This is a genomic window from Mycolicibacter sp. MU0083 (assembly GCF_963378075.1).
GTDB classification, from domain to species: Bacteria; Actinomycetota; Actinomycetes; order Mycobacteriales; family Mycobacteriaceae; genus Mycobacterium; species Mycobacterium kokjensenii.
This window is the reverse complement of record NZ_OY726394.1, coordinates 1,197,440-1,218,002: the sequence shown is the minus strand read 5'-3', so window position 1 is coordinate 1,218,002 and position 20,563 is coordinate 1,197,440. Positions and strand designations below refer to the sequence as shown.

The 20,563-nt window shown below is 68.0% G+C and carries 17 protein-coding genes; 7 read left to right on the top strand and 10 right to left on the bottom strand.

The features are described from left to right. Positions 1–81: 81 nt before the first annotated feature. Positions 82–996, top strand: a complete 915-nt coding sequence (locus tag RCP38_RS05755; protein WP_308476159.1) for an LLM class F420-dependent oxidoreductase — start codon at positions 82–84, stop codon at positions 994–996. A gap of 17 nt (positions 997–1,013) precedes the next feature. Here the strand turns inward: RCP38_RS05755 and RCP38_RS05750 are convergent, their stop codons facing one another. Both RCP38_RS05750 and RCP38_RS05745 read right to left on the bottom strand, forming a co-directional pair. Beyond that, positions 1,014–2,447 carry a DUF4185 domain-containing protein gene (locus RCP38_RS05750; protein WP_308476157.1) on the bottom strand — a complete coding sequence of 478 codons (1,434 nt, stop codon included), beginning with the start codon at positions 2,445–2,447 and terminating at the stop codon, positions 1,014–1,016. Between the two features lie 178 nt (positions 2,448–2,625). After that, on the bottom strand, positions 2,626–3,528 hold the full coding sequence (locus RCP38_RS05745; protein ID WP_308476155.1) for an LLM class flavin-dependent oxidoreductase: 903 nt from the start codon (positions 3,526–3,528) through the stop codon (positions 2,626–2,628). 46 nt (positions 3,529–3,574) lie between these two features. Between RCP38_RS05745 and RCP38_RS05740 the strand changes: the two genes are divergently transcribed. Continuing rightward, the gene (locus RCP38_RS05740) at positions 3,575–3,964 is read left to right on the top strand and encodes a VOC family protein (protein ID WP_308476153.1); all 390 of its coding nucleotides are present in this window, start codon (positions 3,575–3,577) and stop codon (positions 3,962–3,964) included. 18 nt (positions 3,965–3,982) lie between these two features. Here the strand turns inward: RCP38_RS05740 and RCP38_RS05735 are convergent, their stop codons facing one another. The 5 genes from RCP38_RS05735 to RCP38_RS05715 all read right to left on the bottom strand — a co-directional run bounded on the left by RCP38_RS05735 (position 3,983) and on the right by RCP38_RS05715 (position 8,759). Next, the gene (locus tag RCP38_RS05735; RefSeq protein WP_308476151.1) at positions 3,983–4,456 is read right to left on the bottom strand and encodes an Rrf2 family transcriptional regulator; all 474 of its coding nucleotides are present in this window, start codon (positions 4,454–4,456) and stop codon (positions 3,983–3,985) included. A gap of 29 nt (positions 4,457–4,485) precedes the next feature. Beyond that, on the bottom strand, positions 4,486–5,214 hold the full coding sequence (locus RCP38_RS05730) for a 3'(2'),5'-bisphosphate nucleotidase CysQ (RefSeq protein WP_308476149.1): 729 nt from the start codon (positions 5,212–5,214) through the stop codon (positions 4,486–4,488). Next, complete coding sequence (gene cysC / locus RCP38_RS05725) at positions 5,211–7,064, bottom strand: adenylyl-sulfate kinase (RefSeq protein ID WP_308476148.1); 1,854 nt, start codon at positions 7,062–7,064, stop codon at positions 5,211–5,213. Before cysC ends, RCP38_RS05730 begins: the two co-directional genes overlap by 4 nt. After that, positions 7,064–8,002, bottom strand: coding sequence for a sulfate adenylyltransferase subunit CysD (cysD, locus tag RCP38_RS05720; RefSeq protein ID WP_308476147.1), 939 nt, complete (start codon positions 8,000–8,002; stop codon positions 7,064–7,066). Before cysD ends, cysC begins: the two co-directional genes overlap by 1 nt. Positions 8,003–8,267: 265 nt before the next feature. After that, on the bottom strand, positions 8,268–8,759 hold the full coding sequence (locus RCP38_RS05715; RefSeq protein ID WP_308476144.1) for a beta-class carbonic anhydrase: 492 nt from the start codon (positions 8,757–8,759) through the stop codon (positions 8,268–8,270). A gap of 191 nt (positions 8,760–8,950) precedes the next feature. On the opposite strand from RCP38_RS05715, the gene RCP38_RS05710 reads away from it, so the two are divergent. Genes RCP38_RS05710 through RCP38_RS05695 form a run of 4 tightly spaced genes read left to right on the top strand, consistent with a single transcriptional unit; the run spans position 8,951 to position 14,356 of the window. After that, complete coding sequence (locus RCP38_RS05710) at positions 8,951–9,928, top strand: ABC transporter permease (RefSeq protein WP_308476142.1); 978 nt, start codon at positions 8,951–8,953, stop codon at positions 9,926–9,928. Then, on the top strand, positions 9,925–10,806 hold the full coding sequence (locus tag RCP38_RS05705) for an ABC transporter permease (protein ID WP_308476140.1): 882 nt from the start codon (positions 9,925–9,927) through the stop codon (positions 10,804–10,806). The genes RCP38_RS05710 and RCP38_RS05705 overlap by 4 nt, the downstream gene beginning before the upstream one ends. Continuing rightward, positions 10,803–12,635, top strand: a complete 1,833-nt coding sequence (locus RCP38_RS05700) for a dipeptide ABC transporter ATP-binding protein (protein WP_308476139.1) — start codon at positions 10,803–10,805, stop codon at positions 12,633–12,635. Before RCP38_RS05705 ends, RCP38_RS05700 begins: the two co-directional genes overlap by 4 nt. After that, positions 12,632–14,356: an ABC transporter family substrate-binding protein gene (locus tag RCP38_RS05695; protein ID WP_308476137.1), complete on the top strand. Its 1,725-nt coding sequence runs from the start codon at positions 12,632–12,634 to the stop codon at positions 14,354–14,356. The genes RCP38_RS05700 and RCP38_RS05695 overlap by 4 nt, the downstream gene beginning before the upstream one ends. On the opposite strand, the gene RCP38_RS05690 is transcribed toward RCP38_RS05695, so the two are convergent. Both RCP38_RS05690 and RCP38_RS05685 read right to left on the bottom strand, forming a co-directional pair. Next, positions 14,343–17,525 (bottom strand): AAA family ATPase, encoded by a 3,183-nt coding sequence (locus RCP38_RS05690; RefSeq protein WP_308476135.1) that lies wholly within the window; start codon positions 17,523–17,525, stop codon positions 14,343–14,345. The two genes, RCP38_RS05695 and RCP38_RS05690, sit on opposite strands and share 14 nt — an antisense overlap. Beyond that, a complete protein-coding gene (locus RCP38_RS05685) occupies positions 17,525–18,751 on the bottom strand; it encodes a metallophosphoesterase family protein (RefSeq protein ID WP_308477083.1) in 1,227 nt (408 codons plus the stop codon). The genes RCP38_RS05690 and RCP38_RS05685 overlap by 1 nt, the downstream gene beginning before the upstream one ends. A 124-nt stretch (positions 18,752–18,875) precedes the next feature. Between RCP38_RS05685 and RCP38_RS05680 the strand changes: the two genes are divergently transcribed. Next, complete coding sequence (locus RCP38_RS05680) at positions 18,876–19,376, top strand: SixA phosphatase family protein (RefSeq protein WP_308476134.1); 501 nt, start codon at positions 18,876–18,878, stop codon at positions 19,374–19,376. On the opposite strand, the gene RCP38_RS05675 is transcribed toward RCP38_RS05680, so the two are convergent. After that, positions 19,373–20,548: an acyl-CoA dehydrogenase family protein gene (locus RCP38_RS05675; RefSeq protein ID WP_308476133.1), complete on the bottom strand. Its 1,176-nt coding sequence runs from the start codon at positions 20,546–20,548 to the stop codon at positions 19,373–19,375. The genes RCP38_RS05680 and RCP38_RS05675 overlap by 4 nt on opposite strands. Positions 20,549–20,563 lie beyond the last annotated feature (15 nt).

Here is a 20,563-nt window from a genome sequence, read left to right as displayed (position 1 = left end):
ATGCAGAGTCAACGAGGAGTTCAGCTTCTCGTAGAGCGCAAATCGCCCCGCGAGACGTTTAGCCGCCCTAAGGTCAACCGCGTGACTATTCGCCTCGGCTTCCAGATCCCCGATTTCGCTTACGACAAAGACGTTTCGACGCTGTTCCCCACCGTCATCGCCCGGGCCCAAGAGGCCGAGGCGGCCGGGTTCGACACCGTGTTCGTGATGGACCACTTCTACCAACTGCCCATGCTGGGCGCCCCGGACCAGCCGATGCTGGAGGCCTACACCACCTTGGGCGCGCTGGCGCAGGCGACCGAGACGGTTCAGCTGGGCACCCTGGTGACCGGCAACAGCTACCGCAACCCCACCCTGCTGGCCAAGATCATCACCACGCTCGACGTGATCAGCGCCGGACGTGCGGTGCTGGGTATCGGCACCGGATGGTTCGAGCTCGAACATGAGCAGTTGGGATTCGAATTCGGCACCTTCACCGACCGGTTCAACCGCCTCGACGAGGCGCTGGAGATCATCCTGCCGATGATCAAAGGCGAACGGCCGACGTTCGAGGGCAAGTGGTACCGGGCCCGTGAGGCGACGGCCGAACCCCGCTTCCGCGACCATATTCCGTTGCTGATCGGCGGCAGCGGCGAGAAGAAGACCATCCCGCTGGCGGCACGCCACTTCGATCACCTCAACCTGATCATCCGGTTCGACGAGGCCAAGGCGAAGATGGACGTGGTCCGGCGCACCTGCGAGGACATCGGCCGCGACCCGGCCACCCTGGAAACCACCATGCTGATCACCGTGCTGCCCACCGGTTTCCCCGCGGATCAACTGCCCGACGACCTCAAGCAGCGCACCGTGACCGGCAGCCCCGAAGCGATCGCCGAGCAGATCAAGACCAAGGTGCTCGACGCCGGCATCGGCGGGGTGACTCTGAACATTCCCGGCTACACGCCCGGCGTGATCACCGAGGTCGGCCAGGCGATCCGCGCGGTGCTCGACGCCTGACGGCGGGCGGGCCGGGATCAGCCCAACACCGTGCGCATCAGCATCACGTCGTAGGCGTTCCACAGCGACAGCGTGAAGTAGACGTCCTTGCCCGTCGACCAGGGATGCATATACGGCGCGTAGATGCCGCCGGGGATCTGGCCGGTGGGGATCAGTGTCTGCTCGGCGCTCCAAGGGCCCTGCGGTGTCGGCGCGGTCCGGGCCACGACGTCGTTGCCGCCGTTGCCGTACAGCGCCAGGTACTGCTTGAGATAGGTGTTGTACTGCACCGACATCTCACCGACCGGGCCGGGAATCACCGGGGTGGCCGCGGCCGGGTTGTTCGGCACCCACGATCCGCTGTCACCGTTCCAGTACTGGTACCTGCTGACGTCGGGGATGACGCGCTCGGGCACCCGGGACAGGTAGGCCGATCCGCCACGGCCGGCTGGCGTTCCGTAGGAGTACAGGTACCCGTCGTTGCCGCGCAGGAATGCGCCCATCTGGAAGTTCTCATTGCCGGGGACGTAGCGCGCCCGCGGGACGTTCTCCGGCGACGACGATCGCACCGTGCCCGGATACACACCCCACGTCTCGCCGTTGTCGTTGGAGACCGCCAACGCCGAGTAGTTGGTCGACCACTCGCCGTCGCGGCCCCATTTCTTGATCGACATGAAGTTCATGTACTGGTTGCCTGCGATCCCGATCGCGGCGGTGGGAATCATGCCCTCCTGGTGCGGGGCCAGTTGGACGGCGGGCAGAATCTGCTTGGAGAAGTTCGCTTGGCGCAGCGGCGAACCCGAGTACCTGTTGCCGACCGCCCCCGGCCCGATGGTGATCCCGTCGGCCAGGTTGTTGTCCTGGGTCCGGAACAGCACGTTCTGCCGCCACTGCTTTCCCGGGACGCGGCAATAGCCGAAGGTGTCGCCGAAGGCCATCAGAATCTGACGATTGGCGGGATCCCCGTTATCCCAGGGGATTCCGAGGTCGGTGCCGGAGATTCCGAAGCGTTGCAGGGTCTGGTTGGGACTGTTCGGGCCGGTCACCCACTCCACCAACGACGTCTGGGCACCGGCGATGGCCCCGCCCGGGTCTGCCGTCGACAACCCGGGGTCCGCGCCGGCATTGGGGACGGGCTGGACCGGTTGGGCGACCTCCGGCACGGCCTGGCCGCCCGGATACGGCGCCGGGGGCACCGCGGCCGCCTGCTGCCGGATCACGCCGTTGGGGTTGATCAGTGCCGCGATCAGCGGGCCGAGTTTGGGCAGCGGGGCCTGGTCATTGGTACCGCGGGGCCGACGTCCACTGGGCAATTGACCGGCACCGGTCGTCGGCGAGCCGGGCGGCGGGTCGATGTTGGCCTCGGGGGCATTGCAGGTGGCCGCGGTGGCCGCGGGCGCGGTGGCCATCACCAGCCCGAGCACGACGGCCGGCACCATTGCCGCAGAGACGATTCGACGCGTCGCCGACATGTCACACCTTTCCCCGGGGACCCGGTCCCGGGACCTCCACCCCAGCGACCCTAGTGATTCCTGAGGCCCATGTGACCGATGGGAAGCGGATAGAGACGCATCCGTGACGGTGTCGCAACCCGAGGATCGCCGGGTCGGATGCGCCGGATGCGCCGGTCCGGCTTCGCCTCTCTACGGGTCAGCCCCCGCGGTTGACCTCGGCGACGACATCGGACACAGCACGCAGCTGCCCGAGGTCCGAACTGGTGGGGATCAGGTGGACCTCGTCGGTGCCCACCGTTGCGAAACCGCGCAGTACCTCGGCCAACTCGTCCTCGGTGCCGGCCCAGCCGGTGGTCGGGGCGATCGACTCGACGTAGCGCGGCGGAACCCAGTTCATGTAGCGCAGCAGATGCCGTCGCACCTGATCGCGGGCCTGGTCGCGGTCCCCCAACGCGAACCAGAACGACGTCGCCAGATACGGCTCGGGACGGCCGGCCTGCCGCCACGCGTCCCGGGCCACATCGAACAGCTCGTTCTGCTTGACGACATCGAGGTCCATGGTGATGCCGGCCAGTCCTTCGGCCCAGCTCGCCGCGTGGCGCAACGTCTTGGGGCCGGTGGTACCGACCAACAACGGCGGCCCACCGGGCTGTATCGGCGGCGGGCCGACCGGTACCACCGACTCGGCGGTCTTCTCCCCCGCCCAGACACGCCGCATGGTCGTCACCACCGCCGCCATCTCGGCCATCGTCTGCTTCACGGGGTCGACGCCGACGGCACGGTAATCCTCTGCCCGGCCACCCACCCCGAGACCGACGGTGAGGCGGCCTTGGCTGAGCACGTCCGCGGTGGCCAGTGCTTTGGCCAGCATTACCGGGTCGTGCAGTTGCGCGATGATCACCGTCGTCACCAACCGCACCCGCTCGGTCCAGGCCGATAGCGCCCCCAGCAGCGTCAGACTGTCGGGATTGGTGAAGGCGATCCGCTCGCCCCAGGCCAGCGACGAGTAGGGCCCGTCGTCGACGGTGCGCGCCCAATCCCGCAGCAACGACGCGTTCAGATCCGGTTCCATCACCGGCATGGTCATCCCGACGCGCATATCCGCGATTGTGGCACGCGGGGCGTATGCGGCCGACACTGGAGGAATGGGTATCGCCTTCAATCACACGATCGTGGCAGCGCACGACAAAGTGGCGTCGGCCGAGTTTCTGGCCGAACTGTTCGGACTACCCGCACCGCAACCGTTCGGGCACTTCCAGGTCGTCGCACTCGACCATGACGCCAGCCTGGACTACGCCGAGGTGCCCGCCGACGAGCAGATCCACCCGCAGCATTACGCGTTCCTGGTGTCGGAGCCCGCCTTCGATGCCATCTACGGCAAGATCGCCGCGCGCGGGTTGGCGCACTGGGCCGATCCGCGCGGCGAACACCCGGACGAGATCAACCACCGGGACGGCGGGCGCGGGGTGTATTTCCGTGACCCGAACGGTCACAACATGGAGATCCTGACCCGCCCGTACGGGTCAGGCGGCTGAGCGGTGCCGTCGTGGGGCTCAGCCGTCGTGGCCGCGCTCGTGCTCCTGCGCGCGGTACTCGGCGGCGAACTCCGCGACGTGTGCGGGCAGCGCACCTGCGGCCACGTCGGCCAGGCTGGTCTTCTCCAGCACCGAGCGCATGCTGGCCCGCAACGCCCGCCACACATCGGTCAGCGCCGCGGTCGGTCCGGTGTAGGGCAGGTCGCCCAAGCCGATGTCCCGGACGCTGGCCAACGGGCCGTCGATGCAGCGCAACACATCGGCGACGCTGATATCGGTGGCCGCCCGGGCCAGTTCGTAACCGCCGTCGCGGCCACGCTGGCTGCGGACCAGTCGGTCGGTCCGCAGATCGGACAGGATGTCGACCAGGAACTGCGCCGGAATACCCTGCGCGACAGCGATTTCATCGGTCTTGACCAGGGTTCCGGGCTCCGCGGTGGCAAGCTGCACCATCGCCCGAACCGCGTACTCCGCTTTGGCCGACATACGCATGTGGGGATCCTCCCGTCGGGACTGCGGAGTCAGTTGATGGCTGCGAGTACGGCTTCCGCGTATTCGGGGCGACACACCAGCAGATCGGGCAGCAGCGGATCCGGCCGATTGTAGATCAACGGCGACCCATCGATACGCGATGTGTGCAGACCCGCGGCGCGGGCCACCGCTACCGGGGCGGCCGAATCCCACTCGTACTGACCGCCGGCATGCACATAGACGTCGGCGGTGCCCTGCACCACCGAGGCAACCTTCACCCCCGCCGAGCCCATCGGCACCAGCACGGCGTCCAACCGCTCGCGGACGGTCTCGGCGACCGCCGGGGGCCGACTGCGTGACACCGCGATCCGCGGCGCGCCTTGGTGTTCCGGCGGGGCGGGCACCGACGGCGTGGCCAGTGTCATACCGCGGGCCGGCAACGCTACGGCACCGGCGGTCAGCTCACCGGACTGCCACAGCGCCACATGCACCGCCCAGTCGTCGCGGTCGAGTTCACTGAACTCCCGGGTGCCGTCGAGTGGGTCGACGATCCAGACCCGATCCGATCGCAGCCGAACCGGATCGTCGGCGCCCTCCTCGGACAGCACCGCGTCTTCCGGACGCTCGACCGCCAACGCCGCCATCAGGAACTCATGCGAACGCCTGTCGCCCGCCGCCTTCCGCTCCGCCTCGCCGGCGTCGGCCAACTCGTCACGAACCCCCAGCAGCAGCCTGCCCGCCTCAGCGGCGAGGTGAGCCGCCAACTGGTGGTCGTTCACCGCCGGCCGTCGATCGCCGCGATGACCTGACGGGCCTGCTCGTCGAGACCGTCTTGCGAGCTCAACCGCACATCGGGATTCTTCGGCCGCTGATAAGGGCTGTCGATACCGGTGAAGTGTGTGATCAGGCCGGCGCGCGCTTTGGCGTAGAGCCCCTTGGGATCGCGCTGTTCGCATTCCTCCAGCGGGGTGTCACAGAAGACCTCGACGAAGTCGAAGCCGGCGTCGGTGTGCACCTGCCGGGCCGCCTGCCGATGCTCCTCGAGCGGGCTGATGGCCGGGACCAACACCACCTGACCGGAATCGGCGAGCAGCGTGGCCACATGCGCCAGACGACGCAGGTTCTCCGCGCGGTCGGCCATCGAGAAACCCAAGTCCGCGTTCAGGCCGTGGCGCAGATTGTCGCCGTCGAGAACGTAAGCGGGCGTGCCCCTTTCGAGCAACATCTGCTCGACGCGCATGGCCACCGACGACTTGCCGGCACCGGACAGTCCGGTCAGCCACACCGTGCGGCCCTTCGACAACCGGTCCGAGGCGGTGACCAGCGAATCGTGGCGCACCGTGTTCGGGCTCGCCGCGCGCGGCGATACGTCACGCAGCACCATGCCGGCCGCCACGGTTCCGTTGGTGGCCTGGTCGATCAAGATGAACGACCCGGTGGAACCGTTGCGACTGAACTCGTCGAGCATCAGCGGGACCTGGGCCCGCAGCGAGACACGGCCGAGCTCGTTGAGCCCCAGCGTGTTCGCCTCCTTGTCCCGGTGCAGTGTGTTGACGTCCAGGCGGTAGTCGAGCGCCATCACCCGTACCCGGGTGGTGCGGGTGGTGTGCTTGATCAGGTAGTCGTTGCCCGGCTGCAGGGTCGCACCGTCGGCCATCCAACACACCGTCGCGTCGAAATCCTGGGTCACCCGCGGCTGGTTGTTGGTGCGGGCGATCATGTCCCCGCGCGAGATGTCGATGTCGTCGGTGAGGCTCACCGAAACCGACATCGGCGGGAACGCCTCGTCGACGACACCGGTGGGCCCTTGGATCTCGGCGATCTTGGTGGGCTTGCCCGACGGCAGCACCACGACGTCGTCGCCGGGGCGCAGCACGCCGCTGGCCATCGTGCCGGCGTAGCTGCGGTGATCGGCGTGCTCATGGGTCTGCGGGCGGATCACGTACTGCACCGGGAATCGCACGTCGACCAGGTTGCGGTCACCGGCGATGTAGACGTCTTCGAGGTGCGACAGCAGCGACGGCCCCTCGTAGTAGGGCGTCTTGTCGGACTTGGTCACCACGTTGTCGCCCAGCAGCGCCGAGATCGGGATGGTCGTGACGTCGTGCACGTCCAGACGGGTGGCGAACGAGTGGAAGTCGTCGCGGATCGCCTGGAATTTGTCGCCGTCCCAGTCGATCAGGTCCATCTTGTTGACGGCCAACACGATGTGCCGGATTCCCAGCAGGGACGCCAGGAAGGTGTGCCGACGGGACTGCTCCTGCAGGCCGTGGCGGGCGTCCACCAGCACGATCGCCAGATGTGCGGTCGACGCACCGGTCACCATGTTGCGGGTGTACTGGATGTGCCCGGGGGTGTCGGCGATGATGAATTTCCGCTTGGGCGTGGCGAAGTAGCGGTAGGCGACATCGATGGTGATGCCCTGCTCACGCTCGGCCCGCAACCCGTCGGTGACCAATGCCAGGTCGGTGTAGTCGTTTCCGCGCTCACGGGAGGTGCGCTCGACCGAGGCCAGCTGGTCTTCCATGACGGCTTTCGAGTCGAACAGCAACCGGCCGATCAGCGTGGACTTGCCGTCGTCGACCGAACCGGCGGTCGCGATCCGAAGCAGCGTGGTTGGCGCGCTCATCAGAAATACCCCTGCCTCTTGCGGTCTTCCATACCGGCTTCGGAGATTCGGTCGTCGGCGCGGGTGGCGCCGCGCTCGGTCAGCCGCGAGACCGCGGTCTCGTCGATCACCTCTTGGACGGTGGCCGCGGTGGATTCGACGCAACCCGTGCAGGTGACGTCGCCGACGGTGCGGAACCGGACCGTGGTCTCGAACACCTCCTCGTCGTCGGCGGGCTGCAGGAATTCGTGATCGGCCAACAGCATTCCGTCACGCCGGAACACCTTGCGCTGGTGCGCGAAATAGATGGACGGCAGCGTGATTTCCTCGGCGCCGATGTAGGACCAGATGTCGAACTCGGTCCAGTTCGACAGCGGGAACACCCGAATGTGTTCGCCGCTGCGGTGCCGGCCGTTGTAGAGGTTCCACAGTTCGGGCCGCTGCGCCTTGGGGTCCCACTGGCCGAACTCGTCGCGGAAGCTGAAGACGCGTTCCTTGGCGCGGGCCTTCTCCTCGTCGCGGCGGGCGCCGCCGAACGCCGCGTCGAACTTGTTCTCGCGGATGGCGCGCAGCAGGGTGACCGTCTGCAGCGGGTTACGCGACGGGCCGTTGTCGACCACGCGGCCGGCATCGATGTCTTCTTGCACCGATGCGACGACCAGTCGGATCCCAGTCTTGGCGACCAGTTCATCGCGGGTGGCGATGACTTCTTCGAAGTTGTGACCGGTGTCGACGTGCATCACCGGGAAGGGCAGTCGGCCCGGCGCGAACGCCTTGACCGCCAGATGCAGCATGACGATGGAGTCTTTGCCGCCGGAGAACAGCAGCACCGGCCGCTCGAACTCCGCGGCCACCTCCCGAATGATGTGGATGGCCTCGGCCTCCAGGGTGCGGAGCTGCGAGAGCTGATAATGCCCGGCCGTCGACGTTCCCGGGGGCGCGGTGATGTTACTGGTCATGACTTCCTTGCCAGGGATACCCGATAATCTTGGTGAGACTTACCATATTTGTTGGTTATAGCTGGACATCGAACCAGTCGCCCGGTGGTGCTGTCAATGTGATCTCCGCGCGGACGGCGGAGGCGTCACCGGCGGCGTCGTGCAATGGCCTCCCGGTCCCCCGTCCGCCCCGCCGCGAGCGTGCACAGTTGTACGCCGATTGCGGCGTGTCGCTGGACAGACACGCACGCTCGCGGGAGGGCGGAACGGGTGAGGCAGGGCCCGCTTACAGGGTGATTTCTTCGAGCTTGCCGGTGGCGACGTCGAAGACGAATCCGCGCAACGAGGTGGTCTGCGTAATGAACGGGCTGGCCTTGACCCGCCGCAGCGACTGCCGAACGTCCTCGGCGGGATCGGCGAACGCCTCGGCCGCCCAACTCGGGCGAATACCGGTCTCCTCGACGATCGATTGCTTGAACTCGTCGTCGGTGAAGGTGAGCATCCCGCAGTCGGTGTGGTGGATCAGGATGATCTCGCGGGTACCCAGCAACTTCTGGCTGATCGCCAGGGAGCGGATCGCGTCCTCAGAGATCACGCCGCCGGCGTTGCGGATGCTGTGCGCTTCGCCCTCGTTGAGGCCCAGCACCCGGTAGACGTCGAGGCGGGCGTCCATGCAGGCGACGATCGCGACGTGCTTGCTCGGCGGCATGGGCAGCGGACCTTTGAAGGTCTTCGCGTACTCCGCATTGTTCGCCAAGTAGTCGTCGGTAACGGTCACCGGTCTTCTCCCTCTGTCGTCGTCGCCCGGATTCTAATGAAGAAGGCCGCGGATTCCACGGATAAAAATCATCGCAAAATCATCTGTTGACGGCTGGTGTTCTGCGGTGAACGTGCGCAGCTGTACAGATTTTCACGGTGTGTCGCGGGCAGACACGCACGCTCGCGCCGAGGACCTCTACCCTTTGGGCCATGATGCGGTTTCTGGCCGGCCGGGCACTGAACTACCTGGTGCTGCTGGGCCTCGCGTCATTCCTGACCTTCTGCCTGACCTCGCTGGCGTTCGCACCGCTGGACAGCCTGATGCAGCGCAACCCGCGGCCGCCGCAGGCCGTCATCGACGCCAAGGCCGCAGACCTGGGCTTGGACAAGCCGATTCCGCTGCGCTACGCGCACTGGGCCTCACACGCGGTGCGCGGCGACTTCGGCGTCACGGTCACCGGCCAGCCGGTCTCCGAGGAGCTGGGCCGGCGCATCGGCGTCAGCCTGCGCCTGCTGGTGGTCGGCTCGCTGGCCGGCACCGTGATCGGTGTGGTGGCCGGCGCCTGGGGCGCGGTGCGCCAGTACCGGCTGTCCGACCGCGTCATCACCCTGGCGGCGTTGCTGGTGCTGTCGGTGCCGACGTTCGTGCTGGCGAACCTGGTGATCCTGAGTGCGTTGCGGGTGAACTGGGCGCTGGGCGCGCAACTGTTCGACTACACCGGGGAGACCTCCCCCGGGCTGGTCACCGGATTCTGGCCCGGGCTCGTCGACCGTCTGCAGCACCTGGTGCTGCCGTCGCTGACCCTGGCGCTGGGCGCGGCCGCCAGTTTCAGCCGCTACCAGCGCAACGCCATGCTCGATGTGCTCGGGCAGGATTTCATCCGCACCGCCCGGGCCAAGGGCCTGACCCGCCGGCGCGCCCTGTTCAAACACGGGCTGCGGACCGCGCTGATCCCGATGGCGACACTGTTCGCCTACGGGGTGGCCGGCCTGGTCACCGGCGCGGTGTTCGTGGAGAAGATCTTCGGCTGGCACGGCATGGGCGAATGGGTGGTGCAGGGTGTGGCCACCCAAGACACCAATATCGTCGCGGCCATCACGGTGTTCACCGGGGCGGTGGTGCTGTTGGCCGGCCTGCTCTCCGATGTCATCTACGCGCTGCTGGACCCGCGGGTGCGGGTGTCATGAGCGCCACGGTGGAATTCGCCTCCCGGCGCACCCTGGTGCTGCGCCGGTTTCTGCGCAGTCGTACCGCGGTCGTAGCGCTGGCCCTGCTGGTGGTGATGTTCGTCGGCTGCGACACGTTGCCGGGGCTGCTGCCCTACTCCTACACCGACCTCGACTACGACGCGCTGTTGGTTCCGCCGGGCTCCGGGCACTGGCTGGGCACCAATGCGCTCGGCCAGGACCTGCTGGCCCAGATCCTGCGCGGCATGCAGAAGTCGATGCTGATCGGCGTGTGCGTCGCGTTGATCTCCACGGTGATCGCCGCGACGGTGGGGGCGATCGCCGGGTACTTCGGCGGCTGGCGGGACCGGGCACTGATGTGGCTGGTGGACCTGCTGTTGGTGGTCCCGTCGTTCATCCTGATCGCAATCATCACCCCGCGGACCAAGAACAGCGGCAACATCGCACTGTTGGTGCTGCTGCTGGCCGGGTTCAGCTGGATGATCAGCGCCCGGATGGTGCGCGGGCTGACGATGAGCCTGCGGGAGCGTGAATTCATCCGTGCCGCACGCTATATGGGCGTCTCCAGCCGCCGGATCATCCTCGACCACGTGGTGCCCAACGTGGCCTCGATCCTGATCATCGACACCGCGCTCAACGTCGCGATGGCAATCCTGGCCGAAACGGGGCTGAGCTACCTGGGTTTCGGCATCCAGCCTCCCGACGTATCGCTGGGCACCCTGATCGCCGACGGCACCTCCTCGGCGATCACCTTCCCGTGGGTGTTCCTGTTCCCCGCCGGGGTGTTGATCACGATCCTGGTCTGCGCCAACCTCGCCGGGGACGGTCTGCGTGACGCCCTGGACCCCGACGCGGCCACCTTGCGGGGACGCCGATGACGCCGCTGCTGGAAGTCTCCGACCTGGCCGTGACGTTCGGCGCCGGACGCGATGCGGTGCAGGCCGTGCGCGGCATCGGTTATCACGTCGACGCCGGCGAAGTGGTGGCGATGGTCGGCGAGTCGGGGTCGGGCAAGTCCGCGGCGGCCATGGCGGTGATGGGGCTGCTGCCCGAATACGCGCGGGTATCCGGCTCGGTGCGACTGCAGGGCACCGAACTGATCGGCCTGGACGACGCCGCGATGTCGAAGTTCCGCGGCGCCTCGATCGGGATGGTGTTCCAGGATCCGATGTCGGCGCTGACGCCGGTCTACACGGTGGGCGATCAGATCGCCGAAGCCCTCGAGGTACATCGACCGCAGCTGGGTCGCGCGGCGGCCCGCCGGCGCGCGGTGGAACTGCTGGAGTTGGTCGGCATCACCCGACCCGCACAGCGCGCGCGGGCGTTTCCGCATGAACTGTCCGGCGGGGAGCGCCAGCGGGTGGTGATCGCGATCGCCATCGCCTGCGACCCGGACCTGCTGATCTGCGACGAGCCCACCACCGCGCTGGACGTCACCGTTCAGGCGCAGATCCTCGACGTGCTCAAGACCGCGCGTGATGTCACCGGTGCGGGGGTGTTGATCATCACCCACGATCTGGGCGTGGTCTCCCAGTTCGCCGACCGCGCGTTGGTGATGTACGCCGGGCGGGTGGTGGAATCCGCGCCGGTGCAGACCCTGTACCGGGCGCGGCGGATGCCTTACACGGTGGGGCTACTCGGGTCCGCGCCGCGGTTGGACGCCGCGCAGGGCACCCGGTTGGTGCCGATCCCCGGTGCGCCGCCATCGCTGACCGCCGGCTCGGAGCCGGGCTGCCCGTTTGCGCCGCGTTGCCCGCTGGCCGACGACGCCTGCCGGGTGCACGAGCCGGAGTTGCTCGAGGTCGGAGCCGCGCACTCCGCGGCGTGCATTCACACCGACCGGGTCGAGGGCCGCAGCGCCGCCGACATCTATCGCGTACGCACCGAGGTGACCGCGCCGGTATCCGGCGACTCCCCCACCGTGTTGCGGGTCCGTGATCTGGTCAAGACCTATCCGCTGACCAAAGGGGTGCTGCGGCGACGGACCGGTGAGGTGCGTGCCGTCGCCGGCGTGAGCTTCGAGTTGCAGCAGGGCCGCACGCTGGGCATCGTCGGCGAGTCCGGTTCGGGCAAATCGACTACCTTGCACCAGATCCTGGAACTGGTTGCGCCGCAGTCCGGGTCGATCGAAGTGCTCGGCACCGACGTCGCCACCCTCAAACGGGACGGCCGGCGTGCGCTTCGCCGCGATCTGCAGGTGGTGTTCCAGGATCCGGTGGCCTCGCTGGATCCACGGCTTCCGGTCTTCGAGATCTTGGCTGAGCCGTTGCGCGCCAACGGATCAGACAAGACCGCCACCAACAATCGGGTCGCCGAACTGCTCGAGTTGGTCGGGCTGCGCCGCGGCGACGCGCAGCGCTATCCGGCGGAGTTCTCCGGTGGGCAGAAGCAGCGGATCGGCATCGCCCGGGCGTTGGCGTTGCAGCCGAAGATCTTGGCGCTCGACGAGCCGGTGTCGGCGTTGGACGTGTCGATCCAGGCCGGGATCATCAACCTACTGCTGGACCTGCAGGAACAACTCGAATTGTCGTATCTGTTCGTGTCCCACGACCTGTCGGTGGTGAAACATTTGGCACACCGCGTCGCGGTGATGTTCGCCGGGGAGATCGTCGAACAGGGCGAGTCCGACGACGTGTTCGGCAATCCGCAACACGACTACACCCGGCGCCTGTTGGCCGCGGTGCCGCAGCCCGAGGTGCGCTCATGACCCCCACGTTGACTCTGCGCTCACGGCGGCATTGTGCGAGAAGAGGCCGCCCTGAGCGCAGAGTCAACGGGGTGGTGGCCACCGTGTTAGCTGCCGCGTTGGCACTGAGCGGGTGCACGGCGGTCGATATCACCGCCCCGGAGGGCGCCGCCACGGTCGGCACCGCCAGCGACATCAACCCGCAGGATCCCGCGAACCTGCGTGACGGCGGCAACCTGCGCCTATCGATGACGCAGTTTCCGCCGAACTTCAACCCGCTGCACATCGATGGCAACCTGGCGGAGAACGCGGCCATGCTCAAGGCCACCATGCCGCGGGCGTTCGTCATCGGCCCGGACGGCTCGGCCACGGTGGACACCGACTACTTCACCAGCGTGGAACTGACCGGCACCAATCCGCAGGTGGTCACCTACACGATCAACCCGAAGGCCACCTGGAGTGACGGCACACCACTGACCTGGAAAGACATCGCCAGCCAGATCCACGCCACCAGCGGCGCCGACCCCGAGTTCGCGATCGCGACCACCAACGGCGCCGAACGGGTGGCCTCGGTGACCCGCGGCGTCGACGACCGGCAGGCGGTGATGCGCTTCGCCAAGCCCTACGCGGAATGGCGCGGCATGTTCGCCGGCAACTCGATGTTGTTGCCGGCCAGCATGACCGGCGACCCGGACACCTTCAACAAGGCCCAGCTGAGCCGGCCCGGCCCGTCGGCGGGCCCGTTCGTGCTGTCGACGCTGGATCGCACCAGCCAACGGATCACCCTGGTCCGCAACCCCTCCTGGTGGGGCCGTACGCCGAAGCTCGACACCATCACCTACCTGGTGCTCGACGAGGCAGCACGGATGCCGGCGCTGCAGAACCACACCATCGACGCCACCGGGGTCGCCACTTTGGACCAACTGACGATCGCGCGGCGCACCGAGGGCATCGCGATCAGGCGAGCGCCGACCCCGGCCTGGAGCCACTTCACCTTCAACGGTGCACCGGGGGCGATCCTGTCCGACAAGGCGCTGCGGCTGGCGGTGATGCGCGGTATCGACCGGTCCACGATCGCCAAGGTGACCCAGCGCGGACTGACCGCGGACCCGGTGCCGCTGAACAACCACATCTACGTCGCCGGCCAGGAGGGCTACCAGGACAACAGCACCGTGGTGGCCTACGACCCGCAGCGCGCCGCCCGCGAACTCGACGAACTCGGCTGGAAACTCAACGGGCAGTTCCGGGAGAAGGACGGCCGGCCGCTGGTGATCCGACACCTGTTCTACGACGCCTCCAGCACCCGACAATTCGCCCAGGTGGCCCAGCACAACCTGGCTCAGATCGGGGTGAAGCTGCAATTGGACGCCAAGGCCGGTGGCGGCTTTTTCACCGACTACGTCAACGTCGGCGACTTCGACATCGCCCAATTCAGTTGGGTCGGTGATGCTTTCCCCCTGGCCGGGCTGAACCAGATCTCCGCCTCCTACGGCGAGGCCAACTTCGGCAAGATCGGTAGCCCCGCCATCGACGCCAAGATCGAAGAGACCCTGGAGGCGCTGGATCCCGCGGTGGCCCGAGCCAGGGCCAACGAAGTCGACACGCTGCTGTGGGCCGAAGGGTTCAGCCTGCCGCTGATCCAGACCACCGGCAACGTGGCGGTGCGCAGTTCGCTGGCGAACTACGGCGCACCGGGACTGGCCGACCTGGATTACACCGTGATCGGGTTCATGCGGGACTGAGCTCGACGCCACCGTGTTGAGCCCGGGCGCGGATCAGCTCGCCGTCCAGTGAATCCGAGATCGATGCGGGCGCCGGCAGCTCCGACACGGTGATCCCGCCGACGTCGGCGGCGGCTTCGGCGACATGCTGGTGATGGGTGAACACGATGATCTGCAGGCCGGGAGCCAATGTGGTCAGGATCTGCAGCGCGCCCCGCACACGCTCTTCGTCGAAGGCCATCAGCACGTCGTCGAGGACCAGCGGCAGCGCTTCCTCGCCGGCATCGGTGCGTTCGCGATGCAGCTCGGCCACCGCCGCCAGCCGCAGCGCGAAGAAGACCTGATCGGCGGTGCCCTCGGAGAGCGCCGCGGTGTCGCACGGTGTGTTGTCGGAGCGGATGACCCGCAGCGTGCGCACCGCGCCGTCGTCCTCGGCACGCAGCGCCACCCAACGCCCGTCGGTGAGCCGCTCCAGAAGCCGACCGGCGTGGTCCAGCAGCGGTCGGGTATCCCCCGCCCCCAGACCGTCGAGGATGGTCTCCAGCAGTTTGCGCTGCAGGGCGAGGATCGCCCACCGCTCCGCGAGATCGGCCACCTCGGCCTGCCGGTCCGCCACCTCGGCCTCGGCCGCGGCGGCCCCGGCGGCCGCCTCGAGGTTCTTGAGCTCGTCACGCGCCGACGTGCATCGGCTCAACATGTCGTCGGCTGCCCGGCCCGCCTCCTCGGCGCGCAGGCGTGCGTCGGCCAACTCCTGCCCGATCGTCACCTCGTCGCGGCCCGTCAACCGGTCGACCACGTGGTGGAAGTCGCTGCCCGAGTCCAAACCGTTCTTGATGGCCTTGGCCGAGTCATCCTGCCGCTCAAGCGGTTCCGCTGCCCGCAGGGCCCGGTCGACGAGCACTCCGAGATCCTGTTCGGTTGCCAGCCCGTGGGTGTCGACGAGTCGCTGCAACTCCGCCGATGCGGCCTGTTGCGCCTGCAGCACCTCTGCCCGCTCGGTCTGCAGACCTTCGAGCTGCTCGAGATAGGTCGAACGCTTGCCCTGCGCCGTCGTGGCCGACTCGAGTTCGCGCCCGAGCCGGGTGAAACCCTGCTCGATGAGTGTCGGCGTCAGCTGCTGATCGTCATCGAGCACGCGGTGCCGCCGGAGCAACTCGACGGCCTCGGCGAGGAACGTCTCCCAGGCACCACGGGCCTGCTGTTCGCCCTGCAGGCTCTTGGCGCGCTGTTCGTCGACGGCCACGATGTCTTCGAGCACCTGCGAACGCCGGTGCCACGCGGCCGTGGCGGTCGTCACCGGCAGCCCGGCGAGTTCCGCTGCGGCACACCAGGAACTGTCTAGGTCGCCGAGCTGATCGGTAAGCGACCGCACTCGGGCATGGGCGACGTGTGCGGTGGTGAGAAGTTCGGCGACGGTGCCACTGGAGTCGACGTCGGGGACGGCCGTGATCCCCAGGCCGGCCCACAGCTGCGCCCATTCGTCGGTCGCGCGGCCAGTGTCCTCGGCCGCGACGGCCAGGGTCGATGCCGCTTCGAGTTCCTTCTGGCGGGCCGCCTCAAGCCCCTCCACCTGCATCTCGGCACGCGCATCCAGCGCGGCGATGCGCGAACGCTCCATTGCCTCGTCGTCGGAGCACCGGTCCGCGGAGACCACTCGAGCATCCAATTCGGCTGCCATGTCGACTCGTTCATCGGCGCCGGGCAGCTCCCCGGTCACCCAGGAGCGTCGGATCGTGTGCCACTGGTCGTCCCGGCTGCGGCGAGCGTCGACGACGGCGTCGTGGGTCAGTGCGGCCCCGGCATGTGCGGCGGCCGTATCGGATTGCATGTTCCGCACGGTCTCGGCCGCCTCGGCGTGCAGGGTTCGTGCCGTACGTTCGGCATCGCGCGCCCCGATCAACTCGGCGCGCCGCTTGGCGAGGGCGTCCTCATCGGGAGGTTCGGACGCGGCGACGTCGACCGTGACGCCTTTGGACAACAGTGCGGCCACGGCCGTGTCGTGCCGGTCGCGAGCCTCTCGGCGTTTGTCTTCCAGTGCATCGATTTCGTCGGCCAGTGCGTCCAGAGTGGCCGCATGGTCCTCGCGGACCCTGGCTTCGGCTACGGCCGTGTCGATGTCGTCGACCTCGTCGATGCCGATACTGCGCAGCAGACCCCGCAATTTCGTCGCCGCGTCCGCGACCGCCGGCGCGAACTCCTCACCCGCGCGGCGCAGGCCCTCGATACGCACCTTCACCTCGGAATTCAGCCGGGTGAAGGTTTCGCGGTCGTCGAGCAGGCCGTCGTCTATCGACAGCGCCTCGACAGCCGCGGTGATCGAGGCGATGTCGTCGTCGAGCTTGGTGGCGCGCTGTTGTGCGCGGCGCCGCTCATCACCGGCCCGGTCGTAATCCACCAGTTCCGACGGCGTCAGCCGATCCCCTTCGCCGTCGATGAGTTCGAGCTCACGGGTCGCCTGGCTGAACGCCAGAACGTTGCCGATCACCCGGAGGTTCTCTTCGGCGACCTTGACCTCCAGGGCTGTCGCGGTGACCTCGTCGCGGAGACGGCGATGCTTGTCCTGCAGTTCCTGTACGACTCTGCGCTGCTCTACGACTCCGTCCGCACGGGTCAGCAGGCTGTCCCGATCGGTGACGGCCTGCTTGTAGGCTCCTGCCGCGACGCGCAGGTGCACCTTCTTCGACCGGCCGTCGGACTTGAAGAGTTTGTCGGCCTGGTCGGTGATGTCGTCCAGCACTTCGCGGGCGCTGCGGCCTTCGCGTGCGGCGAAGATGATGTCGGCGAGGTCGCCGCTGCCGGCGAATACCGCGTCTCCGCCGCGCCGTAGATCCTCGTGATTGAAGCCCAGTCGTGTCCGCCACCACTGCGCCGACAGCCGATTCTCCGGATTCCACGGTGCCTGGCGCGGCGTGACGACGTCGCCGTCGAACAGTCCGTTCGCCTTGCGCACCACCGTGTAGGGCTCACCATCACCGGCCAGCACCGCATCGATGCGCAGTTGCGCTCGCGGGCATTCCGCGGCGCGCGACGTTCGGGCCGGGATCCCCCAGAGGAAGTCGCTCAGCGCATCCAGTGACGTCGACTTACCCGCTTCGTTGGCGCCGAGCACCACCGTCACCCCGTCGCCGATGTCGACGGTGACGTCGCGGCAGCGCCCGTAGGCCGCCAAGGTCAAACGCGTGATCCGCATCAGCCCTGCCTCTCCGCCAGCCGTGCGTCGAGTCCGTCGCGCGCGCGTTCCAACAGTTCGCCCAGCACACCGTCGTCGGCGAGGTTGAGGCCGCGGCCGTCTTCCCCCCGGGCGATGTCGCGGATCTCGCGGTCGAGTGCGGCCATCAGCTTTCTGCTCTGCTCCCGATCACCGGCCAACGCCGCGGCGGCCTCGGCGACGGCTTCGCGCAGCCGTTGTGCTTCCGGGTCGGGCGGCAGCGGCGGCCGCACCCGCACCGTCGTCTTGTCCACCAACGCACCGACATCGGTGGCGATCCCGGTCAGCTCCGCCTGCAACCAGTCGTCATCCGACAGCTGCGAGGCCAGCTTCGTGGTGCCGGTGATCGCTACCCGCACGACCACTTTGCGCCCCGCGGCATCGCGCACCGCGGCGCGCATCTGCTCCCGGACGGCTGCCACCAAATCGTCGTGGTCGGCGATCCCGTCGGCGTCGATCTCGAGCCGATCCCAGCGCGCCACATCGCACGGCTCGAAGGCGATCTGGGCCGGCGAGCCGGCTTCGAGTTCGACCAGCAGCGCTCCCTTGGCGCCGGTCTCGCGCGGGTTGCGCCCCTGCAGGTTGCCGCTGAAGTACGCCGGGAACTCCCCGTCGACCACCGGACCGCGCTGGTGGATGTGCCCGAGCGCGAGGTAGTCGTAGCGCAGTGCCGTCAGGTCGGCTTCCGAGCACGGCGCGTAGGTGTCGTGCTCGGCCGACCCGGTGGCCGCGGTGTGCAGCACCCCGATGTTGACCAGGTCGGGAATCCGGTCCGGGTAGACCGCCGCGAGGTTCTCCTGCACGTCGCGGCTCTCGTAGCCCTGACCGTGCACCACCGCGCCGAGATCGTCGAAGACGACGCTCTCCGGTTTGTCGGTGGCCAGCAGATGGACGCCCTCCGGCAGAGTCAGCGAGCGGGTGATCTGGCTGGCGGCGTCGTGGTTGCCCGAGGCGATCACCACCGGGACCCCGGACTCCTTGAGCTTCACCATCTGTTCGATGAAGAACTGTCCGGTACCGAAGTCGTGCCAGCTGCCGTCGTACAGGTCGCCGGCGATGACCAGCAGGTCCGCCCGGCGCTCGATGGTGAGCGTGACCAGGTTCTCCAGCGCGCGCCGCGTGCTGCGCCGGAGTTCCTGCGCATGGTCGTCGCCGATCCGGCTCAGCCCGCGCAGCGGACTGTCCAGGTGGATGTCAGCGGCGTGCACGACAAGCAATTCGGCGTCCCCTTCCCTCCGGCTCCCAGTCGAGCACCGCGAGTGTATGACCGGCCACCGACAAGCACGCGGACCTCGCCCGGCAGGTCCGGCCCGGGCACCTACCCTGGATCAGATGAGCACTCACCGCACCCTGATCCTGCTGCGGCACGCGAAGTCGGACTACCCGCCCGGGGCGGCAGATCACGAGCGTCCGCTGGCGCCGCGCGGTATCCGCGAGGCGGGGCTGGCCGGCGACTGGCTGCGTGCCAACGCCCCGGTCCCGGACGCGGTGCTGTGCTCGACCGCCACCCGCACCCGGCAGACCTATGCCCGCACCGAACTGACCGCCCCGGTCCGTTACGTCGATGACCTCTACGACGCTGCACCGGGCACCGTCATCGCCACCATCAACACCGTCGGCGACGAGGTGGACACACTGCTGGTGATCGGCCACGAACCCGCGATGTCGGCGGTCGCCCTCGGCTTGGCCGGTGCCGGATCTGATTCCGCGGTGGCCCAACGGATCTCGGAGAAGTACCCGACCTCCGGCATCGCCGTGCTGCAGATCAGCGTGAGCTGGTCGGACGTGGAGCTGGGGTCGGCGTCGCTGGTCGGGTTCCACGTGCCGCGCTAGATCATCGCCCGCAGCGCCGGCGGCGCCTCCACTCCGATCGAGGTCAACGCGGTCGAGTGATAGATCGTGCCCGGGGTCTGGATGGCGTGCCCCAGTCCGACGTGGGCGTCACGCCAGAACCGCTGCAACGGGTTGTTGCGGCGTGCAGCGTTGCCGCCGGAGCGGGCGAAGATCGCATCCGCGGCCGACACCGCCCGCCAGGCGCTGCGGATCTGGTTGCGCCGCACCACCGACCGGTCCTCGAAGCTGATCTCCTTGCCGGCGTCGGCGAGGTCGTACATCCGGCTGATGCCGTCCAGCAGCTGCACCCGGGAGGCGGCGATCTCCGCGGCCGCCTCAGAGATCGCGTACAGCACGTAGGGGTCGTCTTTGATCTTGGTGCCGGTCGCAGCCACCCGGTCACGCTGATAATCCAGATGCGCGGCCAGCGCACCCTCGGTGATGCCGATGAGCGCCGCGGTGATCCCCAGCGGGAACATGGTCCAGAACGGCAGCTTGTAGAGCGTCTCGCTGCGCCCGGCGGCTTCGGCGGCACGCGCACCGGAGGCGACGTGTTCGAAGTCGATGGTGCGGTAGGCCGGGATGAAGGCGTCCTCGACGATGATGTCCTTGCTGCCCGTTCCACTGAGCCCGATGACATCCCAGGAGTCGTCGACGATGGTGTAGTCCGCGCGCGGCAACACCACGTGCAGCACCTTCGGTGGTCCACCGTCGCCGCCGCCGACGCGGGCGCCCAGGAAGATCCAGCTGCAGTGATCGGTGCCCGAGGAGAAGTTCCATCGGCCGGTCAGCCGGTAGCCGCCGTCGACCGGGGTCGCCACGCCCTGCGCGGCATACGGTGACGCGATCCAGGTGTCGGGGTCCGCACCCCAGACCTCGGCCTGCAGTCGGCGGTCCATCAACGCCATCTCCCACGGATGCACGCCGCCGACCCCGCACACCCATCCGGTGGAGCCGCAGTGCTTCGCCACCGCCATGACCGCTTCGGCGAAGTCTCGCGGATGTGCGGCATAGCCGCCGAAATCGGTCGGCTGCAGCATGCGCATCACCCCGGCCTCGCGGATCAGCGCGACCGACTCGTCGGACAGTTTGCCGAGCCGTTCGCTGTCCTCGGCGGTGGCGTCCAGCTTGGCGGCGATCTGTTCGACACGCTCGACGACGACGTGTGCCATGACGGGTACCTCCTG